General features: G+C 70.6%; 22 protein-coding genes. 14 read left to right on the top strand and 8 right to left on the bottom strand.

Annotated elements, in window-relative coordinates; translation table 11 throughout:
• Positions 1 to 10 precede the first annotated feature (10 nt).
• Positions 11 to 763: an SDR family NAD(P)-dependent oxidoreductase gene (locus tag CLV67_RS51910; protein WP_170153862.1), complete on the top strand. Its 753-nt coding sequence runs from the start codon at positions 11 to 13 to the stop codon at positions 761 to 763.
• Here the strand turns inward: CLV67_RS51910 and CLV67_RS14860 are convergent.
• A complete protein-coding gene (locus CLV67_RS14860; protein WP_106318606.1) occupies positions 742 to 1110 on the bottom strand; it encodes a hypothetical protein in 369 nt (122 codons plus the stop codon). The two genes, CLV67_RS51910 and CLV67_RS14860, sit on opposite strands and share 22 nt — an antisense overlap.
• Positions 1111 to 1139: 29 nt before the next feature.
• Here CLV67_RS14860 and CLV67_RS14855 point away from each other — a divergent pair, with 29 nt between their 5' ends.
• Positions 1140 to 1979 carry a patatin-like phospholipase family protein gene (locus tag CLV67_RS14855; RefSeq protein ID WP_106318604.1) on the top strand — a complete coding sequence of 280 codons (840 nt, stop codon included), beginning with the start codon at positions 1140 to 1142 and terminating at the stop codon, positions 1977 to 1979.
• Between the two features lie 24 nt (positions 1980 to 2003).
• Here CLV67_RS14855 and CLV67_RS14850 read toward each other — a convergent pair whose 3' ends face one another.
• Positions 2004 to 2633, bottom strand: a complete 630-nt coding sequence (locus CLV67_RS14850) for a hypothetical protein (RefSeq protein ID WP_106318602.1) — start codon at positions 2631 to 2633, stop codon at positions 2004 to 2006.
• A gap of 514 nt (positions 2634 to 3147) precedes the next feature.
• Here CLV67_RS14850 and CLV67_RS14845 point away from each other — a divergent pair.
• Positions 3148 to 3588 carry a hypothetical protein gene (locus CLV67_RS14845; RefSeq protein ID WP_106318600.1) on the top strand — a complete coding sequence of 147 codons (441 nt, stop codon included), beginning with the start codon at positions 3148 to 3150 and terminating at the stop codon, positions 3586 to 3588.
• Between the two features lie 46 nt (positions 3589 to 3634).
• Positions 3635 to 4603 carry an aldo/keto reductase gene (locus tag CLV67_RS14840; RefSeq protein ID WP_106318598.1) on the top strand — a complete coding sequence of 323 codons (969 nt, stop codon included), beginning with the start codon at positions 3635 to 3637 and terminating at the stop codon, positions 4601 to 4603.
• Between the two features lie 15 nt (positions 4604 to 4618).
• Here the strand turns inward: CLV67_RS14840 and CLV67_RS14835 are convergent, their stop codons facing one another.
• Both CLV67_RS14835 and CLV67_RS14830 read right to left on the bottom strand, forming a co-directional pair.
• A complete protein-coding gene (locus tag CLV67_RS14835) occupies positions 4619 to 5113 on the bottom strand; it encodes a hypothetical protein (RefSeq protein ID WP_106318596.1) in 495 nt (164 codons plus the stop codon).
• A gap of 93 nt (positions 5114 to 5206) precedes the next feature.
• The gene (locus tag CLV67_RS14830) at positions 5207 to 5878 is read right to left on the bottom strand and encodes a DUF4232 domain-containing protein (RefSeq protein WP_170153861.1); all 672 of its coding nucleotides are present in this window, start codon (positions 5876 to 5878) and stop codon (positions 5207 to 5209) included.
• A gap of 146 nt (positions 5879 to 6024) precedes the next feature.
• Between CLV67_RS14830 and CLV67_RS14825 the strand changes: the two genes are divergently transcribed.
• A complete protein-coding gene (locus CLV67_RS14825) occupies positions 6025 to 6330 on the top strand; it encodes a hypothetical protein (protein WP_106318592.1) in 306 nt (101 codons plus the stop codon).
• Between the two features lie 16 nt (positions 6331 to 6346).
• Here the strand turns inward: CLV67_RS14825 and CLV67_RS14820 are convergent, their stop codons facing one another.
• The 4 genes from CLV67_RS14820 to CLV67_RS14805 form a co-directional block, all read right to left on the bottom strand.
• Positions 6347 to 8206 carry a polysaccharide deacetylase family protein gene (locus tag CLV67_RS14820; protein WP_106318590.1) on the bottom strand — a complete coding sequence of 620 codons (1860 nt, stop codon included), beginning with the start codon at positions 8204 to 8206 and terminating at the stop codon, positions 6347 to 6349.
• Positions 8207 to 8317: 111 nt separating this feature from the next.
• The gene (locus CLV67_RS14815) at positions 8318 to 8500 is read right to left on the bottom strand and encodes a hypothetical protein (RefSeq protein ID WP_106318588.1); all 183 of its coding nucleotides are present in this window, start codon (positions 8498 to 8500) and stop codon (positions 8318 to 8320) included.
• A gap of 12 nt (positions 8501 to 8512) precedes the next feature.
• Positions 8513 to 9478: a GTP-binding protein gene (locus CLV67_RS14810; RefSeq protein WP_106318586.1), complete on the bottom strand. Its 966-nt coding sequence runs from the start codon at positions 9476 to 9478 to the stop codon at positions 8513 to 8515.
• The gene (locus tag CLV67_RS14805; RefSeq protein WP_106318584.1) at positions 9462 to 10694 is read right to left on the bottom strand and encodes a GTP-binding protein; all 1233 of its coding nucleotides are present in this window, start codon (positions 10692 to 10694) and stop codon (positions 9462 to 9464) included. Before CLV67_RS14805 ends, CLV67_RS14810 begins: the two co-directional genes overlap by 17 nt.
• A gap of 220 nt (positions 10695 to 10914) precedes the next feature.
• Here CLV67_RS14805 and CLV67_RS14800 point away from each other — a divergent pair, with 220 nt between their 5' ends.
• The 9 genes from CLV67_RS14800 to CLV67_RS14760 all read left to right on the top strand — a co-directional run bounded on the left by CLV67_RS14800 (position 10915) and on the right by CLV67_RS14760 (position 19644).
• Complete coding sequence (locus CLV67_RS14800; protein ID WP_106318582.1) at positions 10915 to 12366, top strand: Y4yA family PLP-dependent enzyme; 1452 nt, start codon at positions 10915 to 10917, stop codon at positions 12364 to 12366.
• Positions 12363 to 13682 carry a pyridoxal-phosphate dependent enzyme gene (locus CLV67_RS14795; RefSeq protein WP_106318581.1) on the top strand — a complete coding sequence of 440 codons (1320 nt, stop codon included), beginning with the start codon at positions 12363 to 12365 and terminating at the stop codon, positions 13680 to 13682. The genes CLV67_RS14800 and CLV67_RS14795 overlap by 4 nt, the downstream gene beginning before the upstream one ends.
• A 5-nt stretch (positions 13683 to 13687) precedes the next feature.
• Positions 13688 to 14866 carry an aminotransferase class V-fold PLP-dependent enzyme gene (locus CLV67_RS14790; RefSeq protein WP_239166208.1) on the top strand — a complete coding sequence of 393 codons (1179 nt, stop codon included), beginning with the start codon at positions 13688 to 13690 and terminating at the stop codon, positions 14864 to 14866.
• 63 nt (positions 14867 to 14929) lie between these two features.
• Positions 14930 to 15688 (top strand): class I SAM-dependent methyltransferase, encoded by a 759-nt coding sequence (locus CLV67_RS14785; RefSeq protein WP_106318577.1) that lies wholly within the window; start codon positions 14930 to 14932, stop codon positions 15686 to 15688.
• A gap of 266 nt (positions 15689 to 15954) precedes the next feature.
• Positions 15955 to 16947: a metal ABC transporter substrate-binding protein gene (locus CLV67_RS14780; RefSeq protein WP_106318575.1), complete on the top strand. Its 993-nt coding sequence runs from the start codon at positions 15955 to 15957 to the stop codon at positions 16945 to 16947.
• A gap of 1 nt (position 16948) precedes the next feature.
• Entirely contained in the window at positions 16949 to 17704 is a 756-nt protein-coding gene (locus CLV67_RS14775) for a metal ABC transporter ATP-binding protein (protein ID WP_106318573.1), read from the top strand.
• Complete coding sequence (locus tag CLV67_RS14770) at positions 17701 to 18570, top strand: metal ABC transporter permease (RefSeq protein ID WP_106318571.1); 870 nt, start codon at positions 17701 to 17703, stop codon at positions 18568 to 18570. The genes CLV67_RS14775 and CLV67_RS14770 overlap by 4 nt, the downstream gene beginning before the upstream one ends.
• The gene (locus tag CLV67_RS14765) at positions 18554 to 19354 is read left to right on the top strand and encodes a metal ABC transporter permease (protein ID WP_106318569.1); all 801 of its coding nucleotides are present in this window, start codon (positions 18554 to 18556) and stop codon (positions 19352 to 19354) included. Before CLV67_RS14770 ends, CLV67_RS14765 begins: the two co-directional genes overlap by 17 nt.
• On the top strand, positions 19351 to 19644 hold the full coding sequence (locus CLV67_RS14760) for an ArsR/SmtB family transcription factor (protein ID WP_106318567.1): 294 nt from the start codon (positions 19351 to 19353) through the stop codon (positions 19642 to 19644). The genes CLV67_RS14765 and CLV67_RS14760 overlap by 4 nt, the downstream gene beginning before the upstream one ends.
• Position 19645 lies beyond the last annotated feature (1 nt).

Below are 19645 nucleotides of genomic sequence, written 5' to 3'. Positions count from 1 at the left end.
CGGGCTCGGTATGACGGGCATCGCGATCATCACCGGCGGTGGTGACGGGCTGGGGCGGGAACTCGCGTACGGGTTCGCGCGGTCGGGATACGGCGTCGTCGTGGCCGACGTCGACGAGCGGGCCGCGCGGGCCTGCGTCGCCGGGCTCGGGGAGTACGGGACACCGGCCCGGGCGGTGCGCGCTGACGTACGCCAAGGTGATGATCTTGATCTCGTCGTGCAGGCCGCCCGGGAACTCGGCGGCCCGCACGTGCTCGTCAACAATGCCGGCGGGTGGACGCCGGAGCAGCAGTACCCGGAGGCGAGCGCCGCCGAGTGGGCCGCGACGGTCGACCTCAACCTCCTCGCGCCGATGCGTCTCACCCAGCGGGTGCTCGAACCCATGCGCGAACGCGGCGGCGGTGCGATCGTCAACATCGCCTCCAGCGGCGGCGTCGGGTTCGAGGCCTACGGCTCGCCCGAGTACGGGGCCGCCAAAGCCGGTCTGATCCGCTTCACTTCGAGTCTGGCCGCACTCGACGGGATCCGGGTGATGTGTGTGGCACCGGACTGGATCGGCCTGGACCGCGCCCACATCCAGTGGCAGCGCATGAGCGTCGCCGAACGCTACCGCTCGGGCCCGCTGATCCCGCCGTCCGAGGTCGTGGCCGTCGTCCTGGACCTGGTCCGGCACGGTGTGGGCGGAACTGTCGTGGAGATGTGGGGCGGCAGGCAGCCGATCGTGCGCACGCCACGCCGGGATCAGTCCGGCCAGTCCAGCTGATGCTCGGGGACACCGGCGGCCCGCCCGTGTGCCATCGCGGCCGCCCGGCCCTCGGCGTCGCCGGGCCGGTAGCGGAAGACCGTACCGGCGAACACGATGATCCGGTCCCGGCCGTCGCGCATGTCCGCGTACCAGCCGCCGCCGGGGTTCAGCGAGGCCGCCAGCGCCTCGACGGCCGCCTCGGTGTCGTCGGTCTCGAACTCGATCACGGTCCAGACGGGCGGCTGTGTCGCGGTCCCGGTGCCTTCCAGGTCGAGACGGTAGACGCGGCGGATCCGGGCGCCGCGCGGTGCGAACTCGGCGCCCGGGCGCAGCGAGTCGCCGATCAGTGTTCCGGTGGCTGTCATGGTCCGATTCTCGTGCTTGGATCACATGTATGGGTGTTGATGGCAAGGCTCTCGTGCTCGGCGGCGGCGGTGTCACCGGTGTCGCGTGGGAGATCGGGCTTCTGCACGGTCTGGCCGAACGGGGTGTCGATCTGACGGACGCCGGTCTGTTCGTCGGGACGTCGGCGGGTTCCTCCGTGGCTGCTCAGGTGCTGTCCGGCGTACCGCTGAAGGATCTTTTCGACGCACAGCTCGCCGACGCCACGGGTGAGCTGTCCGCCCGCATCGGCCCCGGAGTGATCCTGGGTTTCGCGGTGGCCGGCCTCTGGCCGGGCGATCCCGCCAAGGGCCGCGCCTGGCTCGGCCGGAGGGCGCTACGCACCCGCACGATCCCGGAGGCGCAACGGCGCGAGGTGATCGCCCGGCGCATCGGCGACGGTGCCTGGCCGGCGGTCCGGTTGCGGATCGCGGCGGTCGAGGCGGAGACGGGAGCTGTACGGATATTCGACGCCGACAGTGGCGTCTCGCTGGTCGACGCCGTCGCCGCCAGCTGTGCGGTACCGCTGGTGTGGCCGCCGGTGACGATCGGCGGCGTCCGCTACGTCGACGGGGGAGTGCGTTCGGTCGCCAACGTCGACCTGGCCGATGGCAGCCGGCGGGTGGCGGTGCTGGCCCCGACGACCCGCTCGCCGAGGCGTGACGGACGCCCGGACGTGCAGCTCAAGAGCCTGGGAGCCGATGTACGGGGAGTCGTGGTGTCGCCGGACGCGGCGGCCGTCCGGGCGATCGGCGCCAACGTCCTGGACCCGGCCCGCCGCCGCCCGGCCGCCGAGGCCGGCTACGCCCAGGCCGCCACCGAGGCGGACCGCCTCCGCGAAATCTGGACGTAGCCGGACGACGCGGTGGTTCAGGACTCATCGCCGTGGCGCCCGGCCGGCTGACAGCCGGTCCAGCAGCCGCCGGAGCTCGTCGAGATCACGCCCGGCCGCCGGGTGCTGGGGCGGCGGCAGTGGCCGGTGGCGGTCCGGCGCGTCGATGGTGACGGCGATCTGGACTCTGCGCCGCAGGAGCCCGGACAGTGTTTCGGTGAGGAGCGGCCGCAGCCGGGCCTCGATGACGTCGCGGGTGTACGAGTCCGGGACGGCGATGAGGACCGTGTCTCCGACGATCGTGTCGATCCTCGCCTGGTCCAGGTAGGAGCGCTGGCGGTGGGAAGCGATGTCGAAGCTGATCGCGGTCATCGCGTCGACCCACAGTTGATCCGGGTCGACGGTGCTGCCGGCGGCCAGGTCCTGCAGGAACCGGGTGAGGTAGGCGCGGTCGCCGGTGCCTGAGCGTCCGGCCTCCCGGTCCAGGTAGGCGGCGGTGCCGGCGTCGAGGGCCAGGTGCAGTATCCGGACGCCGGGCCGGTCCCCCACGACCGTGCAGGCGGCGGCGTGTTGCCGGCCCGCGATCGCGAGCCATTCGCCGACGGAAAGGCCTGCCGAAGCCGCGGCCTCCGTGAACGTCGCATGGTCGTCGTGGTTGATCTTCACTTTCGGCATGGGCGCCATTCAACATCGCGGCGAGACGACACGCGAAACGGCGATCGGTCGAGTACGGCGGCCGGGCGAGCCGGAATGCCGTCTCATGATGCGGGCGATCGAGATTTATTTCCGTCCGTTTCGTGACCGTCGGGAGTGCTCCCGGCGGCTCGTCGCCCTTCCGGCAGCACTGCCAGTTGAAAAAATGCGTGAAATGATGCGATCAAAACGGTCAGCAGGGTCGTAAACTCCGCCCGCCAGTCGGCGTTGAGATGGTGACGGGGGTGTCTCACCTGGTGCGACGAGTCGATTCGGGGCGGTTGCGGACGTCCCGAGGCCGTGCCTAGCATCGCCGATCGTGAACGACAGAAATCGCTGGCGATCCGCGGAGGCGCATCGCATCGTCAGCGAATACCACGCCACCGGCAACACATTCGACGGCATCTACCGGAATCTCCTTCCGCGCTTGCGCGAGAATAGGAGGTCCGATCCGGAGACAACGCAGACGGAAGGATTCCTCAGGACCGTCCGGCGCGTGACGAACAATCGTTTCTCGCTTTCCGCGGTTCCGCTTCCGCACCTCATTCTCGACGCCGAGGTGCTGATCTCGTACGCGCGGCTCGACAACCAGACGGTCGGAACGGCCCTGGTCGACGCGGTGGCCGACACGAGCTGCAACATCATCGTCTCGTCACTGTCCTACCTGCGCGCGGCGTCGCGGATCTACGGCACGAGAGCGTACGGCCGCCTGCTGCGCCTGATGGACCGGCGGCCCGAGGGCGACGAATTCCCGTTCATCGACGTCTACGAGCTGGAGCGCGACACCGCCACCGTCCTCGCCGCGCTCGACATCGAGGACCGCCCGGACATCGCGCACACCGCACTGCTCGCGCTGTCGTACCGCTGCGTCGTCGCCACGCTGGAGCCGAGCGCGTACCACCGGCTCGGATATCTGCGCACCGTCGACCTTTCCTGATCCCGCCCGCCTAGGCTGGTCGCGCCGCGACAGAAAGGGGCACCTCGTGCAGTTCACACGACTGGGACGGACCGGACTGCGGGTCAGCCGGATCGGGCTCGGATGTATGAGTTACGGCGACGCCACGGCCGGCATGCACGCCTGGACACTCGGCGAGGAGGCCGCCGCGCCGTTCTTCCGGCAGGCAGCCGAGCTGGGCGTGACCTTCTGGGACACCGCCAACGTCTACCAGGGCGGCACCTCGGAGGAGTTCGTCGGGCGGGCGATCAGACGGTTCTCGCGCCGGGAGGACATCGTGCTCGCCACCAAGGTCAGTGGGCGGATGCACGACGGCCCCGGCGGCAGCGGCCTGTCACGCCGGGCGATCCTCGAGCAGGCCGACGCCTCACTACGCCGGCTCGGCACCGACTACATCGACGTCTACTACCTGCACCGCTTCGACCCGGAGACCCCGGTCGAGGAGACCATGCGCGCACTCGACGACCTGGTCCGGTCGGGCAAGGTGCGCTATCTCGGCGCGTCGTCGATGTGGGCGTGGCAGTTCGCCAAGCTGCAGCACACCGCCGTCGTGAACGGGTGGACCGGCTTCGCGGCGATGCAGGACCAGTACAACGTCCTCAAGCGCGAGGAAGAGCGCGACATGATCCCGATGTGCCTCGACCAGGGTGTCGGCCTCACGCCGTACTCACCGCTGGCCAAGGGCCGGGCTGCCCGCCCGTGGGGCCGCACCACCGAGCGGTCGTCGGCGGACCGCGTGGCCACGGCCTTCGACCGCGACGCCGACGAATCGGTGGTCCACGCGATCCAGAAGGTCGCCGAGGACCGCGGCGTACCGATGGCGCAGGTCGCGCTCGCCTGGGTGCTGTCCAAACCCGCCGTCTCCTGCCCGATCGTGGGCGCCACCAAGCCGAACCACCTGCAGGACGCCGTGGCCGCCCTCGACCTCACGCTGACCGCCGACGAGATCGCCGAGCTGGAGACCCCGTACCGGCCGCAGGACAACTACTGGTGGTGAACCGCCGGCTCCGCTTCAGGAGGTCCATGGCCCCTGGGCGGGGTATGTGGGATACGGAACCGGCGCCGGCTTGCTGAAGAAAGCGCGAACCGAGCGGGGAACGATCAACCCCAGAAGAACGACGAGGGGTACGCCGAACATGACCGGCCCGAGCGGGAAGCCGCCAGAGGTGACCGTGATGAGCAGCATGAAGGTGCCGATGGCGGTGCTCAGCGACACCAGCACGATGGCGGTCACCCACGCCCACGACCGGCCGCGGAGCAGCTGGTAGGCGAGCGGCAGGAAGAACACCGACACAGCGAACGGGATCGCGTTGAGGACCAGGAACACCGTCCGTGCCCCGGTGGACCACCCGTCACCGCCGAACGTCATGACTGTCTGAACGACGATCCGGACGATGTTGAGCACACCGAGCAGCGCCACACCCGCCGCGACGATCTGCACACTGCGTGGTGTGGCGGGCCGCTGGTCGTATCCGAACGAGCCTGCGCCTGAATGATCCTGCACCATCCTGAATCCTCCCCCGTGGTGGCCGCCCGGAGACATCGGGCGCCCTCGTCGAAAGATCGTAGATGGGGATGAATGGCTGCCGGAGGACGGGCGTTACAGCAGCGGGGGGATGGTTTCCACCGGCTCGGAGGCGGACGCGCCGGGGACCGGCGGATCGGTCGGTGCCCCGGTGGTGTCACTGTCGGGCAGCACGCTCCAGGCACTGACACCGAACCGTCCCGTGCTGCCCAGGTCGAGACCGCCGGTCGGCTCGACGGTCTGCGCAGGACGACCGGCCTGCGGGGTGATGTCCAGGAACGTGACCGTCACCGGTGGTTCGCGAATGTCGTCGTAGGTGTTGCGCCAGGCCACTGCTGTTCCCGCCCGCTGTCCCGGCTCCAGCGTCACCGGCGCCGGCGGTCCGTCCCACGGCATCGAGCCGAGGATCTCCTTGACACCGTGCAGGACCTGGACCCTCAGCGCCGCCCGGTCCTCGTCGAGCGGCCGCACAGCGGGGTAGCCGTTCAGCCGGTACGTCCGTGGACCGCAGTTGACCAGCGTGATACTGAGAACGCGCAGTCCCATCGCGGCGTCACCCCCGCCCACCTCGAGTCGCACACCTTCGGGCGGGCACGTCGCGGCGGTCGCCGACGGGGTCGCCTTCCCGTACGGAACGGGTGCCGGATCCGGCGGCGACTCGTAGCCGCTGACCGGCCTGGCGCAGCCGGCGAGCAGCGCGACGGCGGTCAGTGAGACGACGAGGCGGCGGGCCCTGATTCCGATCACCGGATCATTCTTGCCGCCCGCCACAACCCCCGGCCTCTGACGGGCCCCGGACGGCAGGCGAATCCACTCCTGGCCTGACATCGTTGTCCGTCGTTACCCTGGCGTCCTGCGCGCCAGGATTGACGGATCGTCACACGGGGGCTGCCATGCCGTTGCACATACAGAGAGGCCTGGCTCTCATCGGCGTGGGCCTGCTCCTCGGCTTCGTCGGGCTCATCTGGGTCGCCAATCTCTTCGGCGTCGCGGACGAACACGCCAAGCAGATCTCGGAGAGCCGCGTCAGCCCTCTGGCGGCCGGCACAACGGGAACCGCCGAGGAGTATCGGAACAGCGAGGACTTCAAGCGCGGGTTCGGTGTGGGGCGGTTCCTCGCCGGCGGTGGATTCATGGTCGTCGGCCTGGTCTTCATCGTCACAGGCGTCGTTTACATGATCTCACCGCCGGCGGACTGACCGCCGGGCCTGACGTTCACATCAGAGCGACGAACTTCAAGCCCTTGGCCTGCAGCGCCGGGATGACGGTCCGCAGGGAGGCCAGCGTCTGAGAGCGGTCGCCGCCGCCGTCGTGGATGAGCAGGATCTGGCCCGGCTGGGCGGCGAGCATGCGGTTGGTGATGTGGGCGACGCCGGGCTGCGCCCAGTCGCGCGGGTCGTTGGTCCAGTCGATCGGGATCACGTTGCTCTGGGAGACCGATTGCGACAGGCCTTTGGACCAGGCGCCGCCGGGTGCCCGGAACAGGCTCGGAGTCTTTCCGGTGGTGCTGTAGATCTTGTCCTGGGCCCGGTGGATCTCCTTGAGCGACTTGTGGGGCGGCAGCTTCGACAGGTTGATCGGGTGGCTCCAGGTGTGGTTGGCGATCAGGTGACCGTCGGTGGCGACGTCACGAGCGGTGGACTCGTGGCCGAGGACCTGATTGCCGATCATGAAGAACATCGCCGGGACGTGGTGCTTCTCCAGCAGGCGCAGGATCTTCGGCGTCCAGACCGGATGCGGCCCGTCGTCGATGGTGAGGGCGATGGAGTCCGCCGGGAACGGGTCACCCGGGACCAGCTTGCGGAAGTCCGCCAGCGTGTGCACCGGGTCCTTGACGATCGGGGCCGTCGGCTGGGGTGTGTTCGGCGTCGGGCTCGGACTCGGGAACTGCGACGGGGCGGGTTCGCTGACCTGCAGGTTGGGAGTCTTGGGGCCCTTGGCCGCCTCGGGTTCGTCGCGTCCGGCCAGTGCGGCGATCGTGCCACCCACGAGGGCGGTCCCGGCTACGGCGGGGATCGCCCAGAGCAGGCGACGGCGAGACAGAGGCCTTACCTGCGGGGGTACGACGACAGGCGTCACCGGCGCGGCCGGCAGAGCGATCGTCGGCTCCGAGGGCGGCGGGGTAACGGTCGGCGCCGTCCGAGGCGCCGGCACCGAGGGCAGGGTGACCCTCGACGCCGCACCCGGCTGGGCGGCCGCCGGGGCCGGTTTGGCGGGGATCGGCAGGGCGACCGTCGGATCCGCGTCCGGCGGGGACACCCGGCTGACCGGCAGTGCCACCGTCGACTCCGGCGAGACCCGGGGCTTGGGCAGCGCAATCGTCGGCTCGGACCCGGCGATGATGACCGTGGTCGGTTCGGCCTCGTCCGCCGCCGCGGCAATCGCCGCCGCCGGGAGCGCGACCGTTTGGTCGGTGTCCTCCGCAGCCGGGACCAGGGCCGTGGTCGGCTCCGCCTCGTCCGCCGCCGGGAGCGCGACCGTTTGGTCGGTGTCCTCCGCAGCCGGGACCAGGGCCGTGGTCGGCTCCGCCTCGTCCGCCGCCGAGAGCGCGACTGTTTCGTCGGTGTCCTCCGCAGCCGTCGGCAAGGTCGCGGTGGGCTCGGGCTCGCTCCCTTCCGGGACGTCGGCCTCCGGAGTGACCGCCGCCAGGGTGACAGTCGGCTCGGATTCGTCCGCTGCGGGAAGGGCGGCCGTCTCTTCGGCGTCGTCCTCGTCAGCGATCGGGGTCGTCGACAGAGTCACGGTGGGCTCGGACTCGTTGTCTTCAGGGTTGATGTTCGCGGTCGGCGGCTCAGCCGGCGGTCCGGTGATCAGCGTGGTCGGCTCGGATTCGGTGTCTTCCGATGAGGCGTCTGCATCCGGCGGGACCGCCGACGGGTCGGCAGTCGGTTCGGATTGCGCCGAAGACGACAGGTCGACTGTCTTCTCGGAGAGCTCGGTGGCGGCCAGGTTGACCGTCGGCTCGCCGTCGCCGGTGTCGCTCAGGGCGACCGTGGGCTCGGCCGACTCATCGACGGCGGCGGGTTCCGCGGTCGTGCCTGGCCGGGATGCAGGGGTGGGCCTATCGGTGTTCATCGGTGGGATTGTCGCTCCCGCGGTCAAATCGGTCGCCATCTGTGTCTCAGCTGTGAAACACCCGCCCGGCGGGATCTGGAGGCTCCAACCTGCGGCGAAAACGGTAGGTGATCATGCGGTCACCACTCGGCGGGAACGTCGCCAGGCTTTGCCGATTTCTTGTGGCATCCGCCACTTCGGAAGCCAGATCGGCGGGCCGACCCGGCGACCGCTACCCACATCGGGCGCGTCGGTGTCGGTGACCAGGGCGAACGCCCCCCGCGCCGCGCCCTCCTGCTCCAGGTCGGCCAGCACGAGATTGTGCGGTCACGGCCGCGGTTCCGGAGAGGCGGCCTGCCCGGTGCGGTGGAACGGGTCCGGCAGCCGTCGCCAGTGTTCTTCGCCGCGGGACAGTTCGTCGTCGGTGAGCAGGCAGCCGTCCAGCAGGCGGTGGATACGGACCGGGTCGGCGTCGATGCCGACGAACGCGAGATGGTGGTGCCGGTCGCCGTAGTAGGGGTCCCAGTCGAGCGCGGCGGCCAGCCGGCGTTCCGGGTCGGCCTCCGCCCAGTGGTCGCCGGGCTGGCCGTCCAGCCATCCGGCATGTGGCGTGATGGTCAGGTCTCCCGCGGACTCCCAGGTCATGACCACATCGGGACGGCTGGCCAGCCAGAAGTGGCCGCGTGACCGCAGCACGCCGGCGGTGATCTCGCCGAGGGCGTCGTGCAGCCGGGCGGGGTGCAGCGGCCGCCGGGCCCGGAACACGCAGGCGGTCACGCCACGGGCCGGCAGCGGTTCGTGCACGCCGACCGCATGCCCTCGCAGGCCACGGGTGATCGCCGAGACCGGTTCGGTGCGGGCGCGCACGGGCCTCAGCGGGTCACCGGGGCGAGGGTGACTCGCCCACGGTGCGAGCCGCCGCAGCAGGATCCGGAGCTGTTCGGTCTCCCACTCCTCGTCGAGTTCCCCGGTCAGCAGGACCGCGTCGGCCTGCTCGATCTGCCGGGCCACCAGATCGCCGATGGTGAGCCCGCCGATGCCGGCAAAGCCCGCGGCGTCGAGAACACGCGCGGTGCGGGAAGGCAGGCCGACGGAGTGCAGCGACCGGTCGTCGGTGAGGCCGTCGAGCAGCAGGTCGGCGGGGACGACGGTGATCACGGCCGGGTTCTGCCGCCCACGAGTGCGGACCGAGTCGGGTTCGGCGGTCTCCGGCAGTACGGCGAAGCGTCCGGGAACCTCGGCGACGGCGTGCGGCCAGAACCCGCACAGGACCACGTCAGTGCTGGTGGTCATCGAATTCGTCCCACGCCGGGAACGGGTCGGGCCAGGTGCGCCAGACGTCCTCGCCCTCCGCGAGCTCCTCGGCGGTCAGCAGGCAGGCGCGCAGGCCTTCACGCAGGTCGTCGGCGGGTAGCCGTACGCCGATGAAGACGAGTTCCTGCCGGCGGTCGCCGAACCGCGGGTGCCATCGCTGCTCCAGGTCGGCGCGTTCGTCCGGGTCGTCGGGCCAGGCGCCGCTGACGGCGACGGGGACACCGGCGGGATCGCAACGGCCGTTCGGACCGGCCTGGGACCACAGCCCGACCATGCCCGGCCGGGTGGACAGCCAGAGAAAGCCCTTCGAGCGCAGTACGCCGTACGCGCTGATCGCGTTCTCGAGGAAGTCCCACAGCCGTTGCGGGTGGAACGGCTCCGGGGCGCGGAACAGCAGGCTGTCGATGCCGTACTCGATGGTCTCGGGAATGTGTTCGCCGTTGAGTTCGGCGACCCAGCCGGGCGCGGTCTCGGCGGCGTCCATGTCGAAGCTGCCGGTGTTCAGCAGGGCGGCGGGGGAGACGCGCCCGAACGTCGCCCGGATCTGCCGTGCTCTCGGGTTCAGGCGGGTGACCAGGGCCTCGACCTGCCGGAGTTCGGCGGCGGAGACCAGGTCGGTCTTGTTGATCACGATGACGTCGGCGAATTCCAACTGGTCGATCAGGAGATCGGCGATCGTACGATCATCGCCCTCGAAGGCCGCCAGGCCGCGTCCTTCGAGAGTCTCCCCGGCGTTGATCCGCGCGATGAGGTGGGGTGCGTCGACGACCGTGGCCATGGTGTCGAGCCGGGCTATGTCGGCCAGCACGCGGTCCTGTTCGTCGATGCCGAACGCGAAGGTGGCGGCGACCGGCAGTGGTTCGGAGATGCCGCTGGACTCGATGAGCAGGTAGTCGAAGCGGTCCTGCCGGGCGAGGTGCGCGACCTCGTCGAGCAGGTCGTCGCGCAGTGTGCAGCAGATGCAGCCGTTGGTCATCTCGACGAGGCGTTCCTCGGTCCGGGACAGCTGCCCGCCGTCGCGTACCAGGGCTCCGTCGATGTTGATCTCGCTCATGTCGTTGACGATCACCGCGACGCGCAGGCCGTCGCGGTTGGCCAGGACGTGGTTGAGCAGCGTGGTCTTGCCGGCGCCGAGAAAGCCGGACAGGACGGTGACGGGCAGCCGCTCGGTGGTGGTCGTGGTGTCCACGGCCATGGGTGTGTCTCCTCGTTCGTGGGAACTGTTGCCGACACATCCTGTTGGAAATGGTTTTCATTGTAAAGTCGGGAGACGAGGGGAAGGATAGATAGAAGAATGGCGATATGCGCAATGTTGCATGGCGTAGTCGAGTCATCACGTAGTGGTGATGATCCTCTTGGCTGTGTCCGATTCATGGATTACGTTCGGGCTGAGCCGGCGTCCACACGGGGGTGACATGGTCCTGTTCCTGCGACCGCGCGTCGACGGCGATCTCGGGTCCCTGCTGGACGATCCCGCCTGGCTGCACCGGGTCGTCGACGCGCTCGGCTCACCGGTCAACGTCGTGCTGCCCGACCAGCTGGCCCGCAACGTGAGCCGGTTCCGGGACGTGTACCGGACACACCACCTCACCGGCGGCATCTACTTCGCACACAAGGCCAACCGCTCGCCGGCCCTGATCCGGGCGCTGGCCGCCACCGACGCCGGCATCGACGTCGCGTCGCTGGGCGAGCTGCAGCACGCGCTCGGCGCAGGCTTCGGGCCCGGCCGCATCATGGCCACCGGGCCGAAGAGCCGTGAATACCTGTGGCTGGCCGCCCGTACCGGAGTGATCGTCAACGCCGACTCGATCGGCGAGCTGGCCGAGACGGCCGCGCTCGTCACCGCGTACGGTCTGCCCAAGATCCGGGTGATGGCCCGGCTGTCCGGCTTCGCCACCAGCGGGACCAACGTGATGTCGCGGGCCAGCCGTTTCGGCATCCCGGCCGACGGCACGGCCGCGCTCTGGGACACCCTCGAGAAGCACCGCGACCAGCTCGACTTCCACGGCGTCGCCTACCACCTCGACACCGTCGGGCTGCCCGAGAAGGCCGCCGCGCTGGAAGGCTGCCTGCACGCCATGGACGAGGCGGTCCAGCGTGGACTGACCCCCCGCGCGATCGACGTCGGCGGCGGCTTCGGGATCAACTACCTGGACGACGAGAAGCAGTGGGAGGCGTGGACCACCGAGCAGACCGCCGCGGTGCTCGGCAGACGGGCGCCGCTGACCTGGAACGGCCACGGCTACGGGCTGCGCAACGAGGGCGGCACGGTCCGTGGGGCACTCAGCGTCTACCCGGCGCACCGGCCCGTCGCCGGACCGGACTATCTGGACCGGCTGCTGGCGACCGCCTCGGCCACGCACCGGCGGCCGCTCGGCACGCTGGTGCTCGACAGCCTCTACGACCTGCACACCGAACCCGGCCGGGCGCTGCTCGACCAGTGCGGGGCCGTGCTGCTGCGCGTCGAGGAGGTCCGCGACGACGGGCGGGGCGAGACGCTCGTCCGGGTGGCCGGCAATGGCACCGACCTCGGGTTGGAGCAGCACGGCGTACTCATGGATCCGCTGTTGATCTCGCGGGGTGAACCGCGACCGGACGGGCCGGCCGGTGTGTATCTGACCGGGAACCTGTGCCTGGAGGCCGATCTGGTGACCCGCCGCAAGGTTTTCCTGCCGCGGCTGCCGCGTGCCGGTGACCTGCTGGTCTTCGCCAACACGGCCGCCTACCTCATGGATTTCAGCGCAGGGCAGGCGCTGATGCAGCCCACCGCCCGCACGATCGCCGCCTACCGGACCGGCGACGACTGGCAGTGGTGCCTGGACGAGCGGTACTGGCCCGTCACGGGCCGGGAGGAGAACAACGGGTGAGGTACGACAGCGTCACCGACGTCATCGGCGACACGCCACTGGTGCGCATCGATGCGGCTGTGCACGGCCTGCGCAACATCGACCTGTACGCGAAGATGGAGCTGTTCAACCCGTTCGGCTCGGTCAAGGACCGCGCCGCGTGGAACATGTCCCGCCGTCGCCTGACCGGCGCCGCCGAACGCGGTGAGACCGTCGTCGAGCTGTCCAGCGGCAACACGGCCAAGGCGCTCGCGGTGATCGCCGGCATGCACGGGCTGCCGTTCCGCAGCGTCACCAATCGCATGCGGGTGCCCGAGATCAAGGACCTGTTGCTGCTGCTCGGCGCGCAGATCGACGAGCTGCCGGGCCGCTCGGAGTGCCTCGACCCCGACGACACCGACGACCCGCTGACCCGGATGTACCACGCGGTGTCCGCCGACGGTGCCGGCTACCTGCACACCGACCAGTACTTCAACGACCTCAACGTCGAGGCGCACGTGCGCGGCACCGGGCCGGAGATCATCGCCGACCTGGGCGGCCGGGCACCCGACTACTTCATCGCCTGCGTCGGCACCGCGGGGTCGTCGAGCGGGGTGGCGCGGGTGCTGCGCGAGCGCGATCCGGGCGTCACCGTGGTCGGCCTGGTCGCCGAGAAGTCCGACTTCATCCCCGGCATCCGCGACATCGACGAGGTGCACGAGGTCGGCCTGTTCGACCCCGGCGTCTACGACGCCATCGAGGCGGTCAGCTCCGACGAGGCGATCGACGGCCTTCTCACTCTGGTACGCCGATGCGGCACCCTGGCCGGGCCGACCGGGGGTGGCGCCTACCAGGGTGCGGTGCGTTACCTGCGCGGTGTCGACGCCGAGCTGACCGAACGCCGGACGGCGGTGTTCATCGTCTGCGACCGGGTCGAGAGCTACATGAGCTACCTGCGGGAACGGCGTCCCACCCTGTTCCAGCAGCCGGCCCGCGCCAACTCGGTGCGTCACCTCACCGGCGAGGACCTGGCCGGCGCCCGCAGCATCGGCGTGGCCGAGGCGCGCGACTGGATCGTCACCGACCATCCGCTGGTCGTGGATCTGCGCAGCCCGTTCGCGTACCGGGCCCTGCACATCGACCGGTCCATCAACATCGTCGACGACCGGTTCGGTGAGATGCTGCACGACGGGCTGCCGTTCAGCCGCCGCCAACCCGTGCTGCTGGTCTGCCCGGTGGGGGAGAAGTCCGCCCGGTACGCGGCCCTGCTGACCAGGATGGGCCACCCGGATGCCCGGTCGCTGGCCGGTGGGGTGATCGCCTGGCGTGACGCGGGCGCCGAGCTGGTACGGGACTGACGCGGGTGTTCCCCGACGACCTGCGGGACTGGCAGTCCCGCCTGCGCGAACAGTTCCCGATCCTCACCGCCCACCCCGATCAGGTCTATCTGGACAGCGCCGCCACGTCACAGAAGCCGCTGGCCGTCCTCGACGCCGTCACGAAATACCTGACCAGCGGCAACGCGAACGCGGGCCGGGGCACCTACCCGTGGGCCAACCGGACCACCGCGCTCATCGAGCAGGCCGCCCAGCGGACCCGTGAGTTCCTCGGCGACCCGGAACCGGACCGCTCCGGCGTCCACTTCGTCAGCGGCACCACCGAAGGTCTGCGGCTGATAGCCCGGGACTGGCTGGTGGGTCACCTGCGCGACGGCGACGAGATCATCGTGCCGGCGGCCGACCACTCGGCCAACAGCCTGCCCTGGCACGAGGCCGCCGCCCAGCTCGCCCGGGAGGGCGTCAAGGTCAGGATCCGGGAGATGCCGTACGACCCGGCCCGCGACTACGACCACCGGCTGCTGCCGTCGATCGTCACCGAGCGGACCCGGTTCATCGCCGTCACCCACGTGCACCACGTCTACGGCGGCGACATGAACATCCACCGGATCCGCGCCGCCGCCGGACCGGACGTCGTGATCTGCCTGGACGCCGCCCAGAGCATCGGGCACCTGCCCGTGTCCCTGACCGAGCTCGACGTCGACTTCCTGGTGTTCTCCGGCCACAAGGCGATGGCACTGCCCGGCACCGGCGCTATCTGGGCCGCCAACCGGCGCGGAGCGCGGTTCGCGCCGGGTGGCTGGGCCGGAACGCCCAACACCAGCGGCATCGTCAGTCTCGCGGCCGCGCTGGACTGGCTCGACGAGGCCGGCACCGACCGGATCGCCCGCTGGACGGTCGCGCTGGCTGCCCGGCTCACCGATGGGCTGCGGCGGCTGCCCGCCTACGAGATCCTCGGCTGCCAGCGCAGTCTCGCGGCCGACTCGCCGGTGCAGCAGCGCCACGGCATCGTCACCTTCCGGCACGACCGGATCGGCTCCAACGACCTCGGGTTCGTCCTGGCGGCGGAGGGCTTCATGGTCCGTGCCGACGGTCACTGCCAGGCCGAGGCGGGGGAGAAGACCACGTCGGTACGGGTGAGCGTGCACGCGTACAACACGACCAAGGAGATCGATCGCCTGCTGGACCTGCTGACCCGCCTCTGACCCCTGCCGCTCACCTTGCCCTCTTCCTCCTTATTGAAAACGAATTCCGTTAAAGTATCGGCCATGCCCCAGCTGCCAGCCGTCGCACCCGCACTCGACCGGACGGCCGTCGACCAGTGGCGCCGATCATGGGACGGCATGATGGCCGGCTTCCTGCCCGGAGTGGCGAGTTTCGAGGCGACGCTGCCGGTCGTCGCCGAGGCGCTGGCGGGCGGCGAACCGCGCCGGGTGCTCGACCTCGGCGGCGGCCCCGGAGTCTTCGCCGAACGGATGGCCGCACACTGGCCGGCCGCGGACGTCGGCATGATGGACCTCGACCCGGTGCTGCTGGCGCTCGCCCGCGCCGGGGCGGGCGGCCGGGTCCGCGTCCACTCCGGCGACCTGGAGTCACCCTGGTCCGGCGCGGTCGTGGCCGACGGCCCGTACGACCTGGTCACCATAGTGATGACCATGCACTACCTCGCGCCGGAGCGGGCCCGGGCGGTCTACCGCGCCGCCCGGTCGGTGCTGCGCCCTGGCGGTCTGCTGGTCGTCGCCGACCTGATGCCGGACAGCGGGCTCGTCGCGTTCGCGGATCGCCTGGCGGCACCCGGCGAGGCCTCCGCCGGGCTGGCGTGGATCCGCTGGTGGGAGGAGTTGCGCTGCCAGGAGTCACTCCGGCCGCTGCTGGACGAGCGGCAGGCGATCTTCGCCGACCGGGTGCCGGCCGAATTCGCACCGCCCGTGCCCTGGCACCGAGCGGCCGCCCGCCAGGCCGGCTTCGGCCGGTCGGGTGTCGTCTGGCGCTGCGGCGCCCACGCGGCCCTGGCGGCCATCGCCTGAGTGGCGGTCTCTCCGCCCGAACCGTCACAGCAGCTCAGAACGGATCTCCGGCTGGAGTGCCGGTCCCCAGGAGGCGCGGGGCCCGGTTGTCCGTGCCTCTCGTCGTCCCCTCGCCATCGGCCCGCCCCGTAGCGGTTAATCCGAGTATCGGGACTGTCACCGAAGGTCGCGGAGCTGCGCGGGTTGCATACATCGTCAATTTGCCATTAGACGATAAATTTCGAAAATGATTATCGTTCCACTCCTCAGCGACAGGAGTGAGATCGATGAAGTACGCCCACCGTCTGGTCTGGACCGCCGCCATCGCCGCGGCCACCACGGCGATAGCCGCCTGCGGTTCCGAAACCCCCGAACCCGGCGCCTCGTCCGCGACGAGCGGCCCCAAGCTCGCCGTCGTGGCCACCACGCCTGAGGTCGCCGACTTCGTCCGCAACGTCGGCGGATCCGACGTCGTCGTCACTCAGATCATCAAGCCCAACGTCGACCCGCACGACTACGAGCCCACGCCCGCCGACCTGCAGGCCATCGCCACCGCCAAGCTGGTCGTGAAGAACGGCGTCGGCCTCGAGGAGTGGCTCGACCGCACCATCGAGTCGGCCGGGTTCACCGGCACGGTCGTCGACTCCAGCCAGGGCGTCACCCTGCGCGAGGGCGGCCACCACGAGGAAGAGGGCGAGCACGCGGAGGAGGAGGCCGGGGAGCACGCCGGCGAGGAGGAGCACGACCCGCACATCTGGCACGACCCGCGCAACGCCAAGATCATGGTGACGAACATCCAGAAGGGCCTCGCCGCCGCCGACCCGGCCAAGGCCGACGCGTTCGCCAAGAACCTCACCGCCTACACCGCCGACCTCGACAAACTGGACAGCGACAACGCCGCCGCCTGGGCGAAGATCCCCAAGACCGATCGCAAGCTGGTCACCAACCACGACGCGTTCGGCTACTACATCGCCCGCTACGAGCTGGAGTTCGTCGGTTCGGTCATCCCCAGCCTCGACACCTCCGCCGAGCTGTCGGCCAAGCAGCTCACCGACCTGGTCGCCACGATCAAGGCGACCGGCACCAAGGCGATCTTCGCGGAGAGCTCCCTGCCGCCCAAGACCGCCGAGGCCATCGCCCAGCAGGCCGGTGTCAAGGTCGTCGCCGGTGAGGACGCCCTGTTCGGCGACAGCCTCGGCGCGCCGGACAGCCCGGAGGGCACCTACCTCGGCGCCGAGCGGCACAACACGCAGGTCATCGTCGACGCGCTGGCAGGCTGACATGGCGACCGCCGCCCTGCGCCTGACCGGGGTCAGCGTGGGCTACTCGGGCACCCCCGTGGTCACCGGCGTCGACCTCGAACTCAGGCCGGGGCAGCGGCTCGCCCTGGTCGGCCCGAACGGCGCCGGCAAGTCGACCCTGATCAAGGCCGTGCTCGGCCTCGCCGCCATTCTCGAGGGCACCGCCACCGTCCTGGACCGGACACCGGCCCGCGCCCGGGCTCTCACCGGGTACGTCCCGCAGACCGGCAACCTCGACCCCGACTTCCCGGTCAGCGTCCGGCAGGTCGTGATGATGGGCCGCTACCGGCAGCTCGGCTGGTGGCGCCCGGCCCGCGCCGCCGACCGGCGGGCCGTTGCCGAGGCTCTCGACCGGGTCGGTCTCGCCGACCGGGCCGGGCACCGGTTCGGGCTGCTCTCCGGCGGCCAGCGGCAGCGGGTGCTGCTCGCCCGCGCGATCGCCGCCCAGCCGCGGCTGCTGCTGCTCGACGAGCCGTTCAACGGCGTCGACGCGGTCAGCCAGGAGGCCATCGTGCGGGTACTGCGCGAACTGTCCGCCGCCGGGGCCGCGCTGGTGCTCAGCACCCACGATCTGGCGGTCGCCCGTGACCTCGCCGACCTGGTCTGCCTGATCAACGGCCGGCAGTGGGCGGTGGGCACGCCCGCCGAGACCCTCACGGCGAAACCACTGCGCCAGACGTACGGCAGCTCCGCCATCGATCTGGCCGACGGCCGGATGGTGCTGGTCGAGCCGTGATCGAACCGTTCACCGTACCGTTCATGGGCCGCGCCCTCACCGAGATCGCGCTCCTGGCACTCATCTGCGGCCCGATCAGCGTGTTCGTCTTCGTGCGCCGCCTGTCGTTCGTCTCCGACGCGCTCACCCACACGGTGTTCCCGGGTGTCGTGGTCGGGTTCGTCGCCGGTGGAATGGACGGCCTGTTCACCGGGGCGCTCGTGGCCGGAGTGCTCACCGCCGTGGTGCTGACCGTGCTGACCCGCAGTGCCCGGCTCACCGACGACGCCGCCACCGCGGTCGTGCTCACCGCGATGTTCTCGATCGGCGTCATCCTGGTTTCGCGGCGCACGTCGTACACCTCCGATCTGACCGCCTTTCTCTTCGGCCGGCTGCTGACCGTGACGCCGCGGCAGATCTCCGAGACCGCCGTTCTCGCCGCGGTGATCCTGATCGCCCTGGCGATCGGGGCGCGGGCGCTGACGTTCCGGGCCTTCGACCCGGCCGGAGCCGCGGCGGCCGGCCTGCGCATCGGCCGGCTCGATCTGTGGCTCAACATCCTGCTCGCGCTCGTGGTGGTCGCCGCCGTCCGTGCGGTCGGCACGATCCTGGTCGTCGCGCTGCTGGTCGTCCCGGCCGCCGCCGCCCGGATGGTCACCGACCGGCTCGTGCCGATGGCCGTCGCCGGGACCGGGCTGGTGCTCGCGGCGGGCTACTTCGGGCTGCTGCTGAGCTGGACCGCGTCACTGCGGTACGGGGTCGCGCTGACATCGGCGTCCGCCGTGGTGCTGATGCTCGTCCTGGCGTACGTGCTGCTCCTGCCTCTGCGCCGGTGGCGCGATCGCGCCTTCACAGGAAGGCCGTCACCGCATGAACTGGTGGGATGACGTGATGCACCGGGCCGTCGCCGAGGTGGTCCTCGTCGGCGCGCTGACCGGGCTGATCGGCGTGCAGGTGGTGGTGCGGCGGCTGTCGTTCTTCACGATGGCGCTGACCCACGCCACGTTTCCCGGCGTGGTGGCCGCCTCGATCATCGGGGTGAACCTGCTGCTCGGCGGCGTGGTGACCGGGGCGGTCGTGGCCCTCGGAGTGGCCGCGCTGACCCGCCGCCGGGGTCAGGACGCGGCGGCCGCGACCGGTGTGCTGGTATCCGGTGGGTTCGCGCTGGGGGCCGCGCTGGTTGCCACGCAGAGCGGGTTCAGCCGGGACCTGTCGTCGTTCCTGGTCGGCTCGATCCTCACGGTGAGCGCGTCCGACCTGGTCGTGACGGTGGCGGTGCTGGCGGTGGTCGCACTGGTGCTGGTGTTCTGTGCCCGGCCGCTGCTGTATGCGGGTTTCGACCCGGTCGGTGCCCGCGCGTCGGGGATCCGGGCCGGGGGGTGGGACGTCGTGCTGCTGCTGACGATCGTGCTGGTCGTGGTGACGGTGGTCCCGGCAGTGGGCACGATTCTGGCCCTGTCGCTGATCGTCGCGCCGGCCGCGGCGGCACGGCTGTGGTCGGACCGTCTGCCGGTGGCGACCGTGCTGGCGGCGACGTTCGGAGTCGCCAGCGGGCTGGCCGGTCTCTGGGTGTCCAGCCGGTGGAACGTCGCCGCCGGGGCGAGCATCTCGCTGGCCGCGACCGCCGTGCTGGTGCTGTCGTGGGGCCTGCGGCGGGCGGTCCGGGCATGAGTGTGGAGCAGAGCGATCTCGACCGTGCGGTTCAGGTGCTGCGTGGCATGGCGTACCAGCACCGCCTGCACATCCTGATGGTGCTGCGCGCCGGTGAGGCGACACCGGCGGAGCTGTGCGAGGTGGTGCCGGCGCACCCGACCGCCATCTCGCATCACCTGCGTCACCTGGCCGACGCCGGCCTGATCCTGCGCCGCCGCCGGGGCCAGCGGGTCTATTACTCGCTGCCGAGCGAGTCGACCGGCAAGCTGATCGACGACATCCTGACCTTCGTCACCGGCGGCCGGTGAC

The organism is Actinoplanes italicus (assembly GCF_003001815.1).
In the GTDB taxonomy this organism is placed as follows: Bacteria; Actinomycetota; Actinomycetes; order Mycobacteriales; family Micromonosporaceae; genus Actinoplanes; species Actinoplanes italicus.
This window is presented reverse-complemented; position numbering and strand designations above follow the sequence as displayed.

What these genes read in the sequence shown, in the direction of transcription:
- CLV67_RS51910 (WP_170153862.1), top strand. Translation starts at nt 11, where the DNA reads ATGACGGGCATCGCGATCATCACCGGCGGTGGTGACGGGCTGGGGCGG.
- CLV67_RS14860 (WP_106318606.1), bottom strand. Translation starts at nt 1,110, where the DNA reads ATGACAGCCACCGGAACACTGATCGGCGACTCGCTGCGCCCGGGCGCC.
- CLV67_RS14855 (WP_106318604.1), top strand. Translation starts at nt 1,140, where the DNA reads ATGGGTGTTGATGGCAAGGCTCTCGTGCTCGGCGGCGGCGGTGTCACC.
- CLV67_RS14850 (WP_106318602.1), bottom strand. Translation starts at nt 2,633, where the DNA reads ATGCCGAAAGTGAAGATCAACCACGACGACCATGCGACGTTCACGGAG.
- CLV67_RS14835 (WP_106318596.1), bottom strand. Translation starts at nt 5,113, where the DNA reads ATGGTGCAGGATCATTCAGGCGCAGGCTCGTTCGGATACGACCAGCGG.
- CLV67_RS14825 (WP_106318592.1), top strand. Translation starts at nt 6,025, where the DNA reads ATGCCGTTGCACATACAGAGAGGCCTGGCTCTCATCGGCGTGGGCCTG.
- CLV67_RS14820 (WP_106318590.1), bottom strand. Translation starts at nt 8,206, where the DNA reads ATGAACACCGATAGGCCCACCCCTGCATCCCGGCCAGGCACGACCGCG.
- CLV67_RS14810 (WP_106318586.1), bottom strand. Translation starts at nt 9,478, where the DNA reads ATGACCACCAGCACTGACGTGGTCCTGTGCGGGTTCTGGCCGCACGCC.
- CLV67_RS14805 (WP_106318584.1), bottom strand. Translation starts at nt 10,694, where the DNA reads ATGGCCGTGGACACCACGACCACCACCGAGCGGCTGCCCGTCACCGTC.
- CLV67_RS14800 (WP_106318582.1), top strand. Translation starts at nt 10,915, where the DNA reads ATGGTCCTGTTCCTGCGACCGCGCGTCGACGGCGATCTCGGGTCCCTG.
- CLV67_RS14785 (WP_106318577.1), top strand. Translation starts at nt 14,930, where the DNA reads ATGCCCCAGCTGCCAGCCGTCGCACCCGCACTCGACCGGACGGCCGTC.
- CLV67_RS14780 (WP_106318575.1), top strand. Translation starts at nt 15,955, where the DNA reads ATGAAGTACGCCCACCGTCTGGTCTGGACCGCCGCCATCGCCGCGGCC.
- CLV67_RS14775 (WP_106318573.1), top strand. Translation starts at nt 16,949, where the DNA reads ATGGCGACCGCCGCCCTGCGCCTGACCGGGGTCAGCGTGGGCTACTCG.
- CLV67_RS14765 (WP_106318569.1), top strand. Translation starts at nt 18,554, where the DNA reads ATGAACTGGTGGGATGACGTGATGCACCGGGCCGTCGCCGAGGTGGTC.
- CLV67_RS14760 (WP_106318567.1), top strand. Translation starts at nt 19,351, where the DNA reads ATGAGTGTGGAGCAGAGCGATCTCGACCGTGCGGTTCAGGTGCTGCGT.